Here is a 17,660-nt window from a genome sequence, read left to right as displayed (position 1 = left end):
GGCCGCCCGCGCGCCAAGCTCCTTTGCGGCGAGGCTGGACGCCAAAGCCTCCATGGTGCATATAACGGACAACAGGAACGGAGACCTCGATGGGCATTCTCAATTCACTTCTGCGCGGCGTCACTTGGTGGAACGGCCAGACGCTGAACACCCAGTTTTTCACTTGGCGCAAGGGCAGCAAGGTGGGCGAAGACGCGCAGGGCAATATCTATTATCGCAACGCCGATGACAGCAAACGCTGGGTCATCTTCAACGGTGAGGCCGAGGCGAGCCGCGTCAGCCCAGATTGGCATGGCTGGCTGCACCGCACTTGGGACGAGCCGCCGACCGAAAAGCCTCTGATCCACAAACCGTGGGAAAAGGCGCATGTCGAGAATCGGACCGGCACGCCCATGGCCTACGCCCCGGCTGGGTCGCTGCGCCGCGCGGACCCGCTTGAGCGCAAAGACTATGAGGCCTGGCAGCCTGAATGATCGGTTGGCCGCGCCTGCTGCGCGGCCCCAAGTTTCACGCAATCCGGGTAGGTTAATGAAAAAGCTTCTGATCGCCGCATCTCTGCTGGCAGCGCCGCTTCATGCACAAGAGGGCGCTCAGGTCGCCAGCGCCACGGGCGGCGTCTTGCGGGCGTTGGACAAGATCTCTGGCGATACAATCGATCTGGAGATCATCAAGGGTGATAGTCACTCTTTGGGCAATCTGCAGATCACCATGGTAGACTGCCGCTATCCGGTGGGCGATCCGGCGGCCAATGCCTATGCCGCGCTTGAGATCACCGAAGAAGGCAGTAAGGGCGCGGTCTTCTCGGGCTGGATGATTGCCTCGGCCCCGGCGCTGCACGCGTTGGAACATTTTCGCTATGACATTTGGGTCATGCGCTGCAGCACATCCTGAAAGCTGTCTAAGACAGGCGCGTGGAACTGCGCATTGCCGCGTTTTGCCAGATCAAGCTGCGCTTGATACTTCGCGCGGCTGATCTCTTGCGCCCCGAGAGAGGCTAGGTGGTCGGTTAAAAATTGCGTGTCAAACAGGGTAAACCCGCCACGGCGGAGCCGGTCCACCAGTGCTGCCAGCGCCATTTTAGAGGCGTTGGTCCGCCGCGAAAACATGCTTTCCCCGAAAAACGCACGGCCCAGCGTAACGCCATAGACGCCGCCCACAAGCGCGTCGCCTTCCCAAACCTCAAGTGAATGGGCGTGGCCCGCACGGTGCAGTCCTGCATAGAGTGCCGCGATCTCTGCGTTGATCCAAGTGTCGTCGCGGTCGGCACAGCCGGCGACGACACCGCCAAAATCGCGGTTGATTGTATGGTGAAACGAACTGCGCCGCATCGCGCGGGCCAGTGAGCGCGATATGTGAAAGCCATTCAGCGGCATCACCCCACGACGCCGCGGATCGACCCAGAAAATCTCTGGGTCGTCGCGGTGTTCGGCCATGGGGAAAATCCCGATGGAGTAGCCGTGGAGCAGGATCTCTGGCGTCAGACCCGACATCTGATGTCAGGCGTTGCCGAGGTTGGTTTCCAGCCAATGCTCAAGCCAGTGGATGTTGTAGCCGCCCGATTGTACGTCCTCTTCGGCCAGAAGCGCGTGGAAGAGAGGAACAGTGGTATCGACGCCGTCCACGATCAGCTCCCCCAGGGCGCGACCCAGACGCGCCAGCGCCTCGGGGCGGTCGCGGCCATGTACGATGAGTTTGCCGATCAAGCTGTCGTAATAGGGCGGGATCGAATAGCCGTCATAAAGGGCTGAATCCATCCGCACGCCAAGGCCGCCCGGCGCGTGATACTGCGTAATCCGGCCCGGGCAGGGCGCGAAGTTCGGCAGTTTCTCGGCGTTGATGCGGACCTCGATGGCGTGGCCGTTGATCTGCAGGTCGTCCTGCGTGAAGGACATCGGCAGCCCTTCGGCGACGCGGATCTGCTCGCGCACCAGATCGACGCCAAAGATCGCTTCGGTCACCGGGTGTTCCACCTGAAGGCGGGTGTTCATTTCGATGAAATAGAACTCGCCGTTCTCATAAAGGAACTCGATCGTGCCCGCACCGATGTAATTGATGTTGGCCACGGCATCCGCACAGACCTTACCGATCCGGGCGCGCTCTTCCGCGGTGATCGAGGGGCCGGGGGCCTCTTCGAAGACCTTCTGGTGACGGCGCTGCAGGGAACAGTCGCGTTCGCCCAGATGCACAGCGTTGCCCTTGCCGTCGCCAAAGACCTGAATCTCGATATGGCGCGGGGTGGTGAGGTATTTCTCGATATAGACTTCGTCATTGCCGAAGTTCGATTTGCCCTCGGCGCGGGCAGTCTGGAAGGCGCGCTCCATGTCCTTGGCGGATTGGGCGACTTTCATGCCCTTACCGCCACCGCCTGCCGTGGCTTTGATGATGACCGGATAGCCGATCTCTTCGCCCAAGCGTTTGGCTTCTTCGAGCGAGGCCACGCCGCCTTCGGAGCCGGGCACACAGGGCACGCCAAGTTTCTTCATCGTGTCCTTGGCGGTGATCTTGTCGCCCATGACGCGAATGTGCTCGGCGGTGGGACCGATGAAGGTCAGGCCGTGGTCTTCGATCACCTGCACGAAACCGGCGTTCTCTGACAAGAAGCCGTAGCCGGGGTGGATCGCTTCGGCGCCGGTGATTTCACAGGCGGCGATGATGGCCGGGATCGAGAGGTAAGATTGCGTCGAGGAGGGCGGGCCGATGCAGACGGATTCGTCAGCCATGCGCACATGCATCGCATCGCTGTCGGCGGTGGAATGCACCGCAACCGTCTTGATGCCCATTTCGCGGGCCGCGCGGATGACGCGCAGGGCGATCTCTCCACGGTTGGCGACTAGGATTTTGCTGAACATGATCTGCCCTTATTCCAAGATCACCAGCGGGGCGCCGAATTCGACGGCATCGCCGTCACCGACGAGGATGCGCTTGACGGTGCCAGCGCGGGGGGCGGGAATGTGGTTCATCGTCTTCATGGCTTCGACGATCAGCAGCGTGTCGCCTTCGGAGACCGAAGCACCGACCGAGATGAAGGCGGGCGCGCCGGGCTCACCTTGGAGATATACCGTGCCGACCATCGGCGAAGTTACCGCGCCGGGATGATCCGCTGGATCGGAATCGGCAGCCGCTGGGGCGCTGCTGGGTGCGCTGGCCGGGGCAGCCGATGGGGCTGCGGCAGCGGGGGCGGCCTGATACTGCTGTTGCGGGGCGGCCATGATCTGCTGTGGCGGCTTGCGGCTCACACGCACGTTCAGGCTGTCGTCCTCGGCGTAGTCGCGTTTCACCTGAAGCTCGGTCAGGTCGTTCTCGTTCAGCAGCTCGGCGAGGGCCTTGATGAAGGCCACGTCACTGTCATGGGTGTTTTTTGTCATTGGATCCTCGAAGATTTCGACAGGCTGGCAGCCTATCGCTGCGCGATTGATTGTGCTCGCTTATAGGGCATGGGCAAAGCCATGAAAAGCCAACTGTTGTCTAGGGGGTAGGATCGGTTTTTTATCGCGCGGGCAGGCCCCGACGCGGGATGATGCGGTATTCGCTTTCTCGCGCGTCGGGGATGTTACCAAGTGGGTTCAAATCGCGAGGTATTCGGCGCGCAGCTCGGCATTGTCGAGGACTTCTGCCGCCGTGCCGTCGAAAACAATGCCGCCGGTGTCAAGGATCACCGCACGGTCCGCCAGCTTCAATGCGCGCACGGCGTTCTGCTCGACCAGAATCGTTGTGATGCCCTGCGCCTTAATCAGCGCCAGTGTCTTTTCGATCTCATCCACGATCACAGGGGCAAGACCTTCGTAAGGCTCGTCCAAGAGAAGCACTTTGATGTCCCGCGCCAGGGCCCGCGCAATCGCCAGCATCTGCTGTTCGCCGCCCGAGAGGGTGGTGCCTTCTTGGTTCTTACGTTCGCCCAGACGGGGGAATAGGTCATAGAGCCGGTCCAGCGACCAGCCGATCGGGGGGGCGATTTGCGCCAGCTTCAGGTTCTCCTCGACCGTGAGGCCCGAGATGATGCGGCGGTCTTCCGGCACCAGCGCCAGTCCCGCCGCCGAAGCCTGATGGCTGGCCATATTGTGCAGCGGCTGATGGTCGAGCCAGATCTCGCCCCGCTTCAGTTCCGGATTACTGACGCGCGCAATGGCCCGCAGGGTCGAGGTTTTGCCGGCACCGTTGCGGCCCAGAAGCGCGAGGATTTCGCCCTCATGGACGTTAAAGCTCACCCCCTGCACGATATAGCTTTCGCCGTAATAGGCATGGATATCCCAGACCGAAAGGAAGGCCGGGGCGGTTTGGGCGTGGTTGGCGTTTTGGTCTAGCGTGTCGGTGCTCATCAATATGTCCTTGCGGTTCGGCCAGAGGGCCAAGATCAGAGGGGCGGGGATCAGGCAGCGTCTTGGCTCTCACCCAGATAGGCTTCGCGCACCTTGGGGTGGCCCTTGATCCGGTCGGGCGTGTCTTCGACAAGCGGCGTGCCTTGGGCCAGCACCGTGATGCGTTCGGCCAATGAAAATACGACGTGCATGTCATGCTCGATGATGGCGATGGTGATGTCGCGCTCGTCCTTGATCTGTTTCAGCAGGTCGATGGTGTTGTTGGTATCGGCGCGGGCCATGCCAGCGGTGGGCTCGTCCAAAAGGAGCAGGCGCGGGTCTTGCGCGAGGCACATGGCGATCTCAAGCCGCCGCTTGTCGCCACGAGACAGGGCCGCCGCATGCATGTGCCGCTTGTCGATCATGTTCATGTCGCGCAGCATTTCCTCGGCCTTGTTGATCACGTCTTTCTGGCCGACCACGCGGGACCACCCATTCAGCTGGAACGCCCCGTCGCGTTTGGCAAGGCAGGGGATCAGCATGTTTTCCATCACCGTGAGATCACCAAAGATCTCGGGCGTCTGGAACACACGGCTGATGCCCATCTGGTTGATCTCATAGGGCTTGCGCCCCAGCACCGATTGCCCGTCGAACATGACAGACCCGGTATCGGGAATGAGCTTGCCCACCAGACAGTTAAGCAGCGTGGATTTGCCCGCCCCGTTGGGGCCGATGATCGCATGGACGGAGTTCTCCGCCACGCTCAGGTTCACATCGCTCAGCGCCTGCAACCCGCCAAAGCGCTTGCCGACATTTTTGACTTCGAGAATGGCCATGATGTCTTTCCTATTCTGCGGCTTCGCTGCGTTGTTGGGCGGCGTCGGCCTCAACCGAGCCTGCATTTTTGTCCTTGCGGCGGAAGACACGGCCCAGACGTTGCCCACCTTCAACCAACCCACCGGGCAGGAAGATCACGACCAGCATAAAGAGCAGGCCCAGTGTCAGGTGCCAGCCTTTGCCAACGAAAGGATGGATGATGGCGACCATCGCGTCTTCCAATCCGTCGGGCATGAAGGCGAACCAGCCGTGCAGCACGTTGTCGTTGATCTTGGCAAAGATGTTTTCAAAGTACTTGATGAAACCCGCACCCAAAACCGGCCCGATCAAGGTGCCTGCGCCGCCAAGGATCGTCATTAGCACCACTTCGCCAGAGGCCGTCCACTGCATCCGCTCGGCCCCCGCCAGCGGGTCCATCGCGGCGAGCAGACCACCGGCCAGACCGGCATACATGCCCGAGATCACAAAGGCCGCCAGTGTGTAGGGCCGGGTGTTAAGGCCTGTGTAGTTCATCCGCTGCTGGTTAGACTTCACCGCCCGCAGCATCATGCCGAAAGGCGAGCGGAAGATGCGGATCGCCAGATAGAAGGCGAGGATCAGGAAGATCGCGCAGAAGTAGTAGCCGACGGAGAAAGTAAACGTCCAACCGCCGAAGAACAGCGTCGTCGAAGAGTTCATCGCCGCACCAAAGAGATTGGGGAAGGCGGGAGCATCTGCGGCTTGAAGGTACTGCGGGTCAGAAGTGTAGATCTGCAAACCCGTCTCACCATTGGTGATGGGTGTCAGCACTGAATAGGCAAGGTTAAACGACATCTGTGCAAAGGCCAGTGTCAGGATCGAGAAGTAGATGCCCGAGCGCCGCAGGCTGATAAAGCCAATGAGCGCCGAAAACAGCCCCGCCATGATCACGGCCAGCACCAAGGCGGGCACGACGTTGTAGCTCAGCAGTTTGAACATCCAGACGGCGGAGTAGGAACCGACCCCCAGAAAGGCCGCATGGCCAAAGGAGAGGTAGCCAGTCAACCCGAAGAGTATGTTGAACCCGATAGCAAAGATGCCGAAGATCACAAAACGCTGCATCAGATCGGGATAGCCCGCGTTGAATTGCGCCATTGCCGAGTTTGCGGGGAAGGGGTTGAGGATGAAGGGGGCGAAGAGCGTGAGAACGATTACGACCCCCAAGAGAAGCGTATCGCGTTTTTCCAGTCCGAACATGGCTTATTCCTCCATCACGCCGCGGCGACCCATCAGACCACGCGGGCGGACCAGCAGGATCACGATGGCAACGACGTAGATGATGATCTGGTCGATACCGTAGATGATGTTCTTGATTTCATTCATGGAGGCGAGGCTTTCGAGGATGCCCAAAAGGAACCCCGCCAGCACCGCGCCGGGCAGGGAGCCCATGCCGCCAACCACGACGACAACGAAGCTCAGCACCAGAAAGTCCATGCCCATGTGATAATTCGGTGAGTTAATCGGCGCATACATCACGCCCGCAAGCCCCGCCACGGCAGCAGCGATGCCGAACATGATGGTAAAGCGGCGGTCGATGTCGATGCCCAGAAGGCCCACGGTCTCACGGTCCGCCATACCGGCGCGGACGACCATGCCGAAGGTGGTGAATTGCAGGAAGGCAAAAACCGCAGCGATGATGACTGTAGAGAAGCCGAAATAGACCAGACGCCAGTAGGGGTAGGCCAGCGAGGTATCCAAGCCCAAGAGCGGTGCGAAGTCAAAGCTGCCTTTGAAAACTTCGGGCGCAGGGGTGGGGATCGGGTTGGCACCATAGAAATACTTCACGACCTCTTGCAGTACGATGGCGAGGCCGAAGGTCACAAGGATCTGATCCGCATGGGGACGCTTGTAGAAATGCTTGATCAGCCCGCGTTCCATGATGAAGCCAATCAGCAGCATCACCGGAATCGCAAAGAGGATCGCCAGCGGCACCGACCAGTCGATGATCGCCTGTCCCGTCTCTGGTCCGAACCATTGCTCGACATAGGGGGTTTTGACCTTCAGCGGATTGCCGAGGAAATCCTTTTGGGTCTCGCTAACTGTCTCAACGCTCAGCGTCAGCAGACGTTGCAGCGTGACCGAGCAGAAAGCCCCGATCATAAACAGCGCCCCATGGGCAAAGTTGACCACGCCAAGCGTGCCAAAGATCAAAGTGAGCCCAAGCGCGATCAGCGCATAGGCCGAGCCCTTGTCGAGCCCGTTAAGTATTTGCAGAAGAACAGCGTCCATGGACCCCACCTGTTAGGGATGCGTTCACATGAGGGCGGGCCTCATGTGGTGAAAGGGGCGCGCCGATACAGCGCGCCCACAAGGTTCAGTAGATCAAGCGCCCGGGTTGCAGGCGCCCAGCTCGCCCCCGGCGAACATCGGGTGATCAGGCGCATATTCGACCTGCGCACGTGGCGTGACCTCGACGATCTCCAGCGTGTCATATTCGTTGGTCGGGTTTTCTTTGCCCTTCATGACCAGCACGTCTTTGAAGCACTGGTGGTCATCGCCGCGGTAGAGCACTGGACCGTTGCCCAGACCGTCGAACTCGAAGTCTTCCAGCGCTTCGACGACACCGCAGGGGTTGAAGGTGCCTGCGCGCTCAACCGCATCCGCATAGAGCAGCGTCTGCACATAGCAGGTGTGCGCGGAGTTGGAGGGTGGACGGCCATATTTCTCACCAAAGGATTTCACGAAGGCTTTGGAGCCTTCATCCTGCAGCTGCCAGTTCCAGTTCATCGAACCGATAACACCTTGCACGTTGGCACCGGCACCGGCGGCCATGAGCTCGGAATAAAGCGGCACGACGATCTCGAACTTCTTGCCGTTCACTTCTTTATCCAGCAGGCCGAACTGCACCGCGTTGGTGAGCGAGTTCACCATGTTCCCGCCGTAGTGGTTCAGCACCAGCACATCGGCACCGGAGTTCAGCACCGGCGCGATGTAGGAGCTAAAGTCAGTCGAGGCGAGCGGCGTCAGCACGTTGTTGACGGTTTCCCAGCCCATCGCCTCAGTCGCGGCGGCGATGGATTCCTGTTGTGTCCAACCCCATGTGTAATCCGCCGTCAGGTGGTAAGCGCGGCGGTCTTCGCCATAGGCGTTTTTCAACACCGGCGCGAGGGCGGCGGCAGACATGTAACCGTTAAAGAAGTGGCGGAAACCATTGGCTTTCTTGTCTTTCCCGGTAGTGTCGTTGGAGTGGGTCAGACCGGCCATGAAGATCACGCCGGCCTCTTGGCACAGACCTTGAACCGCCACGGCCACGCCGGATGACGAGCCGCCGTTGATCATGATCGCGCCGTCTTTTTCGATCATCGCTTTGGCGGAAGCGCGGGCGGCGTCAGATTTTGTCTGGGTGTCGCCGGTGACGTATTCGACCTTCTTGCCCAGAATGCCGTTCCCTTTCAGCGCCTTAGAGCTGAAAGTGTTCATCATGCCGCCGTCGCCCTCACCGTTGAGGTGCTGAACAGCGAGTTCCTGTGCGCGCAGCTCGTCCAGACCCTCTTCGGCATAGGGGCCGGTCTGAGGCACGTTGAAGCCCAGCGTGACGGTGCTGCCCGTGGGCGCGTTGGTAAAGCCTGAGTGCGTTTCGGCGCGCAGATAGGTCGGCAGCGCCAACCCTGCACCGGCAACCGCGCCGGTCTGGATCAGCCCGCGGCGTGTCAGTTTCGTAAACGACATGAAGTCCTCCCATGTTTTTATAAGCCGTGGCAGCGGAACCTCCCCCCGGTGCCACGGCGCGCAAGAATGCAAAGAAACTATGGCGCGGAAACTGAAAACCGATCAATAACCTGCTTGATGGAAACGATATTTCTGTAAATATATTCGCAAAGACTTCGCGAGGTTTGTAAATAACATGATATTGCGCCGCAGAAAGACCTTGAAACAACGGGCGAAATCTCGCGCGGAGCGACCTCATGCGTGAGGGGCTGACCGGCAGCCGTATCCGTGAGCGGCGGGTGATGGCAGGGTTGAAGCAAGCTGAGTTGGCTCAGCAAAGCGGAATCTCGGCCAGTTATCTCAATCTGATCGAACATAACCGACGCAGAATCGGCGGGAAACTCTTGCTCAATATCGCCCACGCGCTTGGGGTAGAGCCGCAGGCGCTGACCGAAGGGGCCGAAGCCGCGCTGATCGCCGCGCTGCGCGAAGCGGCGGAGGATGCGGGGCTGGTGGGGCCGGAGGGCGACCGCGCTGACGAATTCGCAGGGCGTTTCCCGGGCTGGGCCAAAGTGCTCGCCACCAGCCAGCGCCGCATCGATGCGTTAGAGCAGACGGTGGAGGCGCTGTCAGACCGGTTGGCCCATGATCCGCAGCTTGCCACGTCGATGCACGAGCTGCTCAGCACCGCCGCCGCAATCCGATCAACCGCCTCGATTTTGGCGGAGACGGACAGTCTGCAGCCCGAATGGCGCGACCGGTTTCATGCGAATATCCACGAAGATAGCCGCCGTTTGTCCGACAGTGCGCAGGCGCTGGTGACCTATTTTGACAATGCCGCCGAGACCCGTGAGGTGGCCCATTCCCCGCAGGCGGAGGTGGAAACCTTCCTCGCCGCGCATGACTACCGTTTTGACGCGCTGGAACAGGCTGGCACGCCGCAGGATGCGATTGCAGCCCTTGTAGGCGAGGCTGAGGCGCTCAAAACCAAAGCCGCGCGGCATATCGCAACGGGGGTGTTGCAGCAGATTGCGCGGGACGCGGCGGCGCTGCCTTTGAACCGTTTAGAGGGGGCAGTGGCCGAGCGGGGACATGATCCGGCACGACTTGCACAGGCGCTGGAGCAACCGATGGGGCGGGTGCTGCGCCGCTTGGCCTCGCTGCCCGATCTTGGCGCGGGGTTGGTGGTCTGTGATCGCGCGGGCAGTGTGACATTTGCCAAATCCGTCGAAGGGTTCACCGTGCCGCGCTTTGGCGCCTGTTGCCCGCTTTGGCCACTGTTCGCGGTGCAGGGTCAGCCGGGGCTGGTGATGAAATCCCGTGTCATGCAGATGGGACGCGGGCAGGCGCAGTTCGAGGCCATTGCGACTTGTGAAGTTCAAGCCGCCGCCGCCTATAACACGCCGCCCTTGAGCCAATCCGTTATGTTGCTTTTGCCTGTGCCCTCGAGCGCGTCACCTGCGCAGCCCGTGGGCGCAACCTGCCGCATCTGCCCGGTCGAAGGATGCCGCGCGCGGCGTGAGCCGTCGATCCTGCGCGACGGACTCTAGCAAGGGATCAGGCAGTTTTTGACAGGGCTGCCAAACCGATGCATGCTCGCCCCGGTGCGTGTGACCTCGCAACAAGACGGGGCAGTCGCACACCGAGGGGGGAGACTTTTCGCCAATGAGCAAACTCGTAGTTCTGGTGGAGGACGAGGTGAATATCGCCGAGGCCATCCGCTTTTTGTTGGGCCAAGAAGGCTGGCGTGTGGAGACGCTTGCCAATGGATCGGGCGCGGTTGAGGTGATCCGCAAGGCATCGCCCGATCTGGTGATGCTGGATGTAATGCTGCCGGGCAAGAGCGGTTTTGAGATACTTGATGAACTGCGCAGTGACCCGGCAATGGAGACCTTGCCGGTCTTGATGCTGACCGCGCGCGGCCAAAGCCGGGATCGCGCCATGGCTGAGAAGGCCGGGGTGAGCCGTTTCATGACCAAGCCGTTTTCGAATTCTGAGATGCTGGACGCGGTGCGCGACCTGATCGCCAGTTAACCCGCCATGCCCCGTCCTCCGATCTTTCTGGAAAAACGCGGCTACCGTCGGCGGCGCATGATGGATGCGGTGCGGCTGCTGCCGTTTCTGGGGCTGATGCTGTGGATGGTGCCGCTGCTCTGGCCTGTGCCTGACGCCACCCCTGAACCCACTGAGCCGACAATCGCGATGAGCGTGGCGCTACGCTATCTCTTTGGGGTTTGGGCGTTGCTGATCTTGGCGACATGGGCACTTTGGCGGCGGACGCGGGATGTGGCATCGGGCGAGGGTGCTGATCAGGCGGACGGGCCGCGCTGATGGTATCGCTCAATCAATTGGTCGTGGTCTGCCTGATGTATGTTGCGGGGCTGTTCATCGTGGCCTTCGCCGCAGAACGCGCGGCGCTGAGGGGGCGGGGCGGTTGGCTGTTACGCTCCCCATTGGTCTACACGCTGTCGCTGTCGATCTATTGCACGGCTTGGACCTTCTACGGCGCTGTGGGCTATGCCGCGCGTTCGGGGTTGGAGTATGTGACCATCTACCTTGGCCCCTCGCTGGTGATGATCGGCTGGTGGTGGGGGCTGCGCCGCCTTGTGCGGATCGGGCGGAGCCACCGCGTGACCTCAATCGCTGACCTGATTTCGTCGCGCTACGGCAAATCGAACACGCTAGCGATCGTGGTGACGATCATGGCCGTGATTGGCGTGACACCCTATATCGCGTTGCAATTACAATCGGTTATTCTGTCGCTGTCGATTTTCGCCGCCCCCAATGCGCCGCTGGCTGAGGCCGGAGACGATGTGATCAATCGCGGGCAGGCTGCCCTTTGGGTGGCGGCGGGGCTGACGCTGTTCACGGTGCTTTTCGGCACGCGGAACCTGAACGTGAACGAGCGGCACCACGGCGTTGTCATCGCCATCGCCGTCGAGGCCGTGGTGAAACTGCTGGCGCTGGTAGCGGTCGGTATCTACGTCATCTGGGGGCTTGCCGGAGGTCTGAGCGAGACGCTCGCGAAGATTGATGCGTCCGACATCGGCCAATGGGAGGTCCAGGGCAGCCGCTGGGCCGCGTTGACGGTCCTTTCGGGGGCCGCGCTTTTATGCCTGCCGCGCATGTTTCAGGTGATGGTCGTCGAGAATGACGACGAGCGGCAATTGCAGATCGCGAGTTGGGCCTTTCCGCTGTACCTCATGCTGATGAGCCTTTTCGTCGTGCCGATCGCGGTCGTGGGGCTTGATCTGATGCCCGAAGGCTCGAACCCCGATCTGTTTGTGCTGAGCCTGCCGCTTAGCCAGGGGCAGAACGGGCTGGCGATGCTGTCTTTCTTGGGCGGTTTTTCGTCAGCCACCTCGATGGTGATCGTCGCCACGCTGGCGCTCTCGACGATGGTCAGCAACCATATCGTCATGCCGATCTGGCTGGCGTTTCGGCGCGATGGGGCGACGCAGTCGGGTGACGTGCGCAATATCGTGATCCTAGCGCGGCGGCTGTCGATCTTTTGCGTGGTCGGCTTGGGCTACCTCTACTACCGCGCCTCGGGCGGCAGCGGGGCGTTGGCGGCGATTGGCACGATCTCTTTTGGCGGGGTGGCGCAGTTTTTGCCGGCGATGCTGGGCGGCGTCCTGTGGCGCGGGGCCACGCGGGCAGGGGCGCTTTGTGGGCTGGGGACGGGCTTTGTGCTGTGGGTATTTACCATGCTGCTGCCCAGTTTCGGCGCGGATGTGGCCCTGTCGAGTGCGACTTTGGAGCAAGGGCTTTGGGGGCTCGATTGGCTGCGCCCCGAGGCGCTTTTTGGTATCGCAGGGATCGACCCAACGGTGCATGCGGTGGTCTGGAGCCTTGCGCTCAATACGCTGGTTTTCGTGGTCGTCTCGCTTTTCAGCTTCCCTGCGCCGCTGGAGCGGCTTCAGGGGGCGCAATTCGTAAATGTCTTTGACCATTCCGGCCCGGCGCGGGGGTGGACGGCCTCCGTCGCGGGCAGCGAAGACCTGATGATTATGGCGCAGCGGATCTTGGGCGCGACAGAGGCGCAGGCGTTTTTCACCCGCGAGGCCGAGCGGCAAGGGCATGGGCAACGCCTGCCGGAACCCACGCCGCGGTTTGTGCAGGCGTTGGAGCGGGAACTGGCGGCCTCCGTCGGTGCGGCCACGGCACATGCGATGGTGGCACAGATCGTGGGCGGGGCGTCGGTCTCGGTGCAAGACCTGCTTGCCGTGGCCGACGAATCCGCGCAGATGTTGGAGTATTCCAGCCAGCTTGAAACCAAATCGCGGGAGTTGACAGAAACGGCGGCGCAGCTGCGCGCGGCGAATGAGAAGCTCACGCAATTGTCGCTGCAAAAGGACAGTTTTCTGAGCCAGATTAGCCATGAGTTGCGCACGCCGATGACCTCGATCCGGTCGTTTTCGGAAATTCTACGCGACGCGCCGGGCCTCACGGACGCGGATAAGAATCGCTACGCCACGATCATCCACAGCGAGACGATCCGCCTGACGCGGCTGTTGGACGATCTGCTGGATCTGTCGGTGCTGGAGAACGGGCAGGTGACGCTGAACCAGCGGGAGGGCAACCTGCGCGACCTGCTCGATCTGGCGGTGACCACGGCGCAGGCCGGGGCCACGCGCCCGCTTGTGGTGCTGCGCGATGCTCAGGCAGAAAATATCACTTTGACGAGTGACCTCGACCGGCTGGTGCAGGTCTTTATCAACCTCGTCACCAACGCCCGCAAATACTGCGCAGCTGAGACCCCGCAACTGGTGATCTCGGCACAGGTCACGGCGCAGGGGCTGGTGATCGATTTTGTCGACAACGGCCATGGGATCGACGCAGGATCAGAGGCACTGATTTTCGAGAAATTTTCGCGCATCACGAGGGAGGGCGATGGCGCGGGGCTTGGCCTTGCAATCTGTCGCGAGATCATGTGTCGCTTAGGCGGCGAGATCAGCTTTTTGCGGAATGTGCCCGGCACGGCGTTCCGGGTGCAATTGCCGCAGAGCGTTCTGGCACCGCCTGCAAAAGACACCGGCCCAGCGGTCGGCCCCGTGGTCGGGGCCGATACGCAGCCTTAGCTGTAGCTCTGCCCCAGCATAGGGCGCATGTTTTCAAGGTCATAGCCCCCCTGACGCGCCGCTTCGATGATCGCGTCACTGTCCATCTCACCAGCTTGGCCCAAGGCCCAAGCGATGGTCGAACGGGTGCCGGAGGCGCAATAGGCCAGCACGGTATCGTTCGTATCGACGCCAAGGGCGCGGTTGTTGGCAATGACATCGGGGGTCATGGTCTGATGGGTCAGGGGCTGTTCGGCAAAGGCGATGCCTGCCGCCTCAGCCGCTTCGCGCATGGCGGCGGCTTGGTGGCTGGGCGGCACTTCCGCATCGGGGCGGTTGCACAGAATGCGGGTGATGCCTTGGGCGCGCAGGCTTTCCATGTCACCGGGCTGAATCTGCGGGGCGACGAAATAGCGGGGGGTGATTTGGCGAATATCCATAGGTCGATTTAAGCAGATGCAACGGCCCTGTCCAGCACCGCTGCAACCTGCCGCAGCAGCCCGCCGATCAGCCCAGAGAAATCCCGAGAATTACCAGCATCAGCCCGATGACCGACAAAAACAGCGCGCCCATGTTTAGCGGCACCACTTTGCGCAGCACCACGCGCATCGCCTCATCGCCAAGCTGGGCGCGTTTGGCACGGCTGACCTTGATGATACACAGGCCAAGACCTAGCAATCCCAGAAGGGACAGACCCGCGCCGCCCCAGACCATGAGATCGAAAATAGATGTGTTTGCGCTTTCCATGGCGGCAGAGCTACGCCAAACCGCCAAGGGGGGCAAGTCCCGCTTGCGGGCTGGGCATCCAGCCTGTAGTCAAACCCGCCAGAGCCAGCCATTCCGTGAGGACTTCCCATGAGCGATACCAGCACCAACCCCGACGTCGTCGAATCCCAAGGCGATGCCACTTACCGCGTGACAGCCAATGAGCTGCGCCAGTTTGTGGAGCGGATCGAGCGTTTGGACGCAGAGAAGAAAGACCTCGCTGAACAGCAAAAAGAGGTCATGGCCGAAGCGAAATCGCGCGGTTACGACACCAAGGTGCTTCGTAAAGTGATTGCCCTGCGCAAGCGCGACAAGGACGACATCGCCGAAGAAGAAGCGGTAATGGAAATGTACAAAGAAGCTTTGGGCATGTGAGCGCCGGGCCGCAGCGGAACTGAATTTTCCCCGCGGCCTTGAACGCCTCCGGGCCATGCCCATTTGCATCGGGCGTCTGCGCGGTCTCCGCGACGCCCGATGGTGTGAGACCGGTGAGATTTTCTCGTGAACATTTTGTTTGTCCTTGGCGGCTTGCTGGGTCTCGTGCTCGGTGGGGAGTATTTGGTGCGCGGTGCCGTGGCACTGGCACAAAGGGTTGGGCTGTCGCCGCTGGTTATCGGTTTGACAATCGTGGGCTTTGGCACCTCAACCCCTGAACTGGTGACTTCGGTCCAAGCCGCGATGCTGGGTGCGCCGGACATCGCGCTTGGCAACGTCGTCGGGTCGAACATCGCGAATATCCTGCTGATTCTAGGCATTGCCGCGCTGATCGCGCCCTTTGCGATTAATCGGGGCAGTTTTGCCCGCGATGGATCCGTCATGCTGGCGGCGAGCGTGCTTTGTTTGGGGGCGGTGCTTTTGGGGCGCGTTGACCGTGTGGCCGGGTTAATCTGTATCGTCGGGCTCGCGGGGTATTTGATTTACACCTTCCGGAGTGATCGCAGCAGCCTGCAGACCATCGAGCCCCTGCCGGATCAGGCACCGATGGGGCTGTCGCTGCTTTGGCTTTTGGGGGGGCTGGTGCTGACGATCCTTTCGGCGCGGTTTCTGGTGACCGGGGCGGTGGCGTTGGCGCAGGCCGTAGGGCTCTCTGAGGCGGTCATTGGCTTGACCATCGTGGCCGTGGGCACCTCCATGCCGGAACTTGTAACCTCGGTCATCGCGGCACGCCGCGGGCAGAGCGATGTGGCTCTGGGCAATGTGGTCGGCTCCAATATCTTTAACATTCTTGGTGTGCTTGGGATTACGGCGGTGATTCAGCCGGTCGGTGTGGCTGCGCAGATTGCCACGCTCGACATCTGGGTCATGCTCGCGGCCACGCTGGCTTTGATTGGCTGCGCCGCGTTTGGCGGGCGTGTGACGCGCGGGCAGGGCGCGGTCTTTGCCTTGGCCTATGCGGGCTACATCGGTGTGCTTTTAATCTAAGGCTGTCGGCAGGCGTTGAACGGGGGGTGGGGCCGATTTCTGCGGATGTGGCGCGATGGCCGCGGACCCCCTTGCGCAGGCGGATCAACACCCATAGAAGGACACAAATTTTCGCCCGCGCCCCGGCTGCGCGGCCTTACCCTATGGAGCACACATGCAGGTCAACGAGACGCTGAACGAAGGTCTGAAACGCGGTTACAACATCACCGTGACCGCCGCCGAACTGGAAGCCAAGGTCAACGAAAAGCTGGCCGAAGCGCAGCCCGAAGTCGAAATGAAGGGCTTCCGCAAGGGCAAGGTTCCGATGGCGCTGCTGAAAAAGCAGTTCGGCCAGCGGATCATGGGCGAAGCGATGCAGGAAAGCATCGACGGTGCCATGGCAGAGCATTTTGAAAAATCCGGCGATCGCCCCGCGATGCAGCCCGAAGTCAAAATGACCAACGATGACTGGAAAGAAGGCGATGACGTCGAAGTTTCCATGGCTTACGAAAAGCTGCCGGAAATTCCTGAAGTCGATCTGAGCAAGATCGAGCTGGAAAAGATGGTTGTGAAGGCCGATGACGCCGCCGTTGAAGAGGCCCTTAACAACCTCGCTGAGACCGCGCAGGACTTCAAAGCGCGCAAGAAAGGCTCCAAAGCCAAGGACGGCGATCAGGTTGTGATCGACTTCAAGGGCTCCGTCGACGGTGAAGAATTTGAAGGCGGCGCGGCAGAAGACTATCCTCTGGTTCTGGGTTCCAACTCCTTCATCCCCGGCTTCGAAGAGCAGCTGGTTGGTGTGAAGGAAGGCGAAGAGAAATCTGTCGTCGTGAACTTCCCCGAAGAGTATCAGGCTGAGCATCTGGCCGGTAAAGAAGCGACATTCGCTTGCACGGTCAAGGAAGTGAAAGAGCCCGTCGCCGCTGAAGTGAACGACGAGATGGCCAAGAAATTCGGCGCCGAAGATCTCGAAGCGCTGAAAGGTCAGATTGCTGAGCGTCTGGAAGCTGAATATGCCGGTGCCTCGCGCGCTGTGATGAAGCGCAACCTTTTGGATGCGCTGGACAAAGAGGTGAGCTTTGACCTGCCGCCGTCGCTGGTTGACGCCGAAGCTAAGCAGATCGCGCATCAGCTGTGGCATGAGGAAAACCCTGACGTTCAGGGCCACGATCACCCCGAAGTTGAGCCGACAGATGAGCATAAAACACTGGCGGAGCGTCGTGTGCGTTTGGGCCTGTTGTTGGCTGAGTTGGGTCAGAAGGCCGAGATTCAGGTGACTGACGCCGAGATGACCCAAGCGATCATGAACCAGGCGCGTCAGTACCCGGGTCAAGAGCGTCAGTTCTTTGAATTCGTTCAGCAAAACCAGCAGATGCAGCAGCAGATGCGCGCGCCGATCTTTGAAGATAAGGTTGTCGACCACGTTGTTGAGCAAGCCAAAGTGACCGAGAAAGAGATCTCGAAGGAAGAGCTTCAGAAAGCCGTTGAGGAACTTGAAGACGAATAAGTCTTACCGGATCGAATTGCGAAGTAGGGGCGACGGGCAACCGTTGCCCCTGTTTCGTTTTGGGACGGCAGTTGGAATGCGGCCCGCGGTGGGGAAGCGGGCACCGCGCGCGCTAGCAACCTTCGTCGC

Annotated in this window: 19 protein-coding genes; 9 read left to right on the top strand and 10 right to left on the bottom strand. The window is 60.8% G+C overall.

Features of this window, described 5'->3' with window-relative positions; genetic code table 11:
- The first annotated feature begins 89 nt into the window (after positions 1-89).
- Both K3759_RS09375 and K3759_RS09370 read left to right on the top strand, forming a co-directional pair.
- A complete protein-coding gene (locus tag K3759_RS09375) occupies positions 90-473 on the top strand; it encodes an NADH:ubiquinone oxidoreductase subunit NDUFA12 (protein ID WP_259981324.1) in 384 nt (127 codons plus the stop codon).
- A 55-nt stretch (positions 474-528) separates the two neighbouring features.
- Positions 529-891, top strand: a complete 363-nt coding sequence (locus K3759_RS09370; protein ID WP_259981323.1) for a DUF2155 domain-containing protein — start codon at positions 529-531, stop codon at positions 889-891.
- Here K3759_RS09370 and aat read toward each other — a convergent pair.
- The 8 genes from aat to K3759_RS09330 all read right to left on the bottom strand — a co-directional run bounded on the left by aat (position 855) and on the right by K3759_RS09330 (position 8,819).
- Positions 855-1,490 (bottom strand): leucyl/phenylalanyl-tRNA--protein transferase, encoded by a 636-nt coding sequence (gene aat, locus K3759_RS09365; RefSeq protein ID WP_259981321.1) that lies wholly within the window; start codon positions 1,488-1,490, stop codon positions 855-857. The two genes, K3759_RS09370 and aat, sit on opposite strands and share 37 nt — an antisense overlap.
- Positions 1,491-1,496: 6 nt before the next feature.
- Positions 1,497-2,849: an acetyl-CoA carboxylase biotin carboxylase subunit gene (gene accC / locus K3759_RS09360; protein ID WP_259981320.1), complete on the bottom strand. Its 1,353-nt coding sequence runs from the start codon at positions 2,847-2,849 to the stop codon at positions 1,497-1,499.
- Between the two features lie 9 nt (positions 2,850-2,858).
- On the bottom strand, positions 2,859-3,365 hold the full coding sequence (gene accB / locus K3759_RS09355; RefSeq protein ID WP_259981319.1) for an acetyl-CoA carboxylase biotin carboxyl carrier protein: 507 nt from the start codon (positions 3,363-3,365) through the stop codon (positions 2,859-2,861).
- Between the two features lie 198 nt (positions 3,366-3,563).
- On the bottom strand, positions 3,564-4,316 hold the full coding sequence (locus K3759_RS09350) for an ABC transporter ATP-binding protein (RefSeq protein ID WP_259981317.1): 753 nt from the start codon (positions 4,314-4,316) through the stop codon (positions 3,564-3,566).
- Between the two features lie 50 nt (positions 4,317-4,366).
- The gene (locus K3759_RS09345) at positions 4,367-5,131 is read right to left on the bottom strand and encodes an ABC transporter ATP-binding protein (RefSeq protein WP_259981315.1); all 765 of its coding nucleotides are present in this window, start codon (positions 5,129-5,131) and stop codon (positions 4,367-4,369) included.
- Between the two features lie 10 nt (positions 5,132-5,141).
- Entirely contained in the window at positions 5,142-6,347 is a 1,206-nt protein-coding gene (locus tag K3759_RS09340) for a branched-chain amino acid ABC transporter permease (protein ID WP_259981314.1), read from the bottom strand.
- 3 nt (positions 6,348-6,350) lie between these two features.
- Positions 6,351-7,379, bottom strand: a complete 1,029-nt coding sequence (locus K3759_RS09335; protein WP_259981313.1) for a branched-chain amino acid ABC transporter permease — start codon at positions 7,377-7,379, stop codon at positions 6,351-6,353.
- Between the two features lie 93 nt (positions 7,380-7,472).
- Complete coding sequence (locus K3759_RS09330) at positions 7,473-8,819, bottom strand: substrate-binding protein (RefSeq protein WP_259981312.1); 1,347 nt, start codon at positions 8,817-8,819, stop codon at positions 7,473-7,475.
- A 236-nt stretch (positions 8,820-9,055) separates the two neighbouring features.
- Between K3759_RS09330 and K3759_RS09325 the strand changes: the two genes are divergently transcribed.
- The 4 genes from K3759_RS09325 (at position 9,056) to K3759_RS09310 (ending at position 13,879) form a co-directional block, all read left to right on the top strand.
- A complete protein-coding gene (locus tag K3759_RS09325) occupies positions 9,056-10,348 on the top strand; it encodes a helix-turn-helix domain-containing protein (RefSeq protein ID WP_259981311.1) in 1,293 nt (430 codons plus the stop codon).
- 115 nt (positions 10,349-10,463) lie between these two features.
- Complete coding sequence (locus tag K3759_RS09320) at positions 10,464-10,832, top strand: response regulator transcription factor (RefSeq protein WP_259981309.1); 369 nt, start codon at positions 10,464-10,466, stop codon at positions 10,830-10,832.
- A 6-nt stretch (positions 10,833-10,838) separates the two neighbouring features.
- Positions 10,839-11,129: a hypothetical protein gene (locus K3759_RS09315; RefSeq protein ID WP_259981308.1), complete on the top strand. Its 291-nt coding sequence runs from the start codon at positions 10,839-10,841 to the stop codon at positions 11,127-11,129.
- Positions 11,129-13,879, top strand: coding sequence for an ATP-binding protein (locus K3759_RS09310; protein WP_259981307.1), 2,751 nt, complete (start codon positions 11,129-11,131; stop codon positions 13,877-13,879). Before K3759_RS09315 ends, K3759_RS09310 begins: the two co-directional genes overlap by 1 nt.
- Here K3759_RS09310 and K3759_RS09305 read toward each other — a convergent pair.
- Both K3759_RS09305 and K3759_RS09300 read right to left on the bottom strand, forming a co-directional pair.
- Positions 13,876-14,298, bottom strand: coding sequence for a TIGR01244 family sulfur transferase (locus K3759_RS09305; RefSeq protein WP_259981306.1), 423 nt, complete (start codon positions 14,296-14,298; stop codon positions 13,876-13,878). The two genes, K3759_RS09310 and K3759_RS09305, sit on opposite strands and share 4 nt — an antisense overlap.
- Before the next feature lie 67 nt (positions 14,299-14,365).
- The gene (locus K3759_RS09300) at positions 14,366-14,605 is read right to left on the bottom strand and encodes a hypothetical protein (RefSeq protein WP_259985610.1); all 240 of its coding nucleotides are present in this window, start codon (positions 14,603-14,605) and stop codon (positions 14,366-14,368) included.
- Positions 14,606-14,713: 108 nt separating this feature from the next.
- Here K3759_RS09300 and K3759_RS09295 point away from each other — a divergent pair, with 108 nt between their 5' ends.
- The 3 genes from K3759_RS09295 (at position 14,714) to tig (ending at position 17,531) form a co-directional block, all read left to right on the top strand.
- Positions 14,714-14,998: a DUF2312 domain-containing protein gene (locus K3759_RS09295; RefSeq protein WP_067261835.1), complete on the top strand. Its 285-nt coding sequence runs from the start codon at positions 14,714-14,716 to the stop codon at positions 14,996-14,998.
- A gap of 126 nt (positions 14,999-15,124) precedes the next feature.
- Positions 15,125-16,045, top strand: a complete 921-nt coding sequence (locus K3759_RS09290) for a calcium/sodium antiporter (RefSeq protein ID WP_259981305.1) — start codon at positions 15,125-15,127, stop codon at positions 16,043-16,045.
- Positions 16,046-16,199: 154 nt separating this feature from the next.
- On the top strand, positions 16,200-17,531 hold the full coding sequence (tig, locus tag K3759_RS09285) for a trigger factor (protein WP_259981304.1): 1,332 nt from the start codon (positions 16,200-16,202) through the stop codon (positions 17,529-17,531).
- Positions 17,532-17,660 lie beyond the last annotated feature (129 nt).

The organism is Sulfitobacter sp. W027 (assembly GCF_025143985.1).
In the GTDB taxonomy this organism is placed as follows: Bacteria; Pseudomonadota; Alphaproteobacteria; order Rhodobacterales; family Rhodobacteraceae; genus Sulfitobacter.
This window is presented reverse-complemented; position numbering and strand designations above follow the sequence as displayed.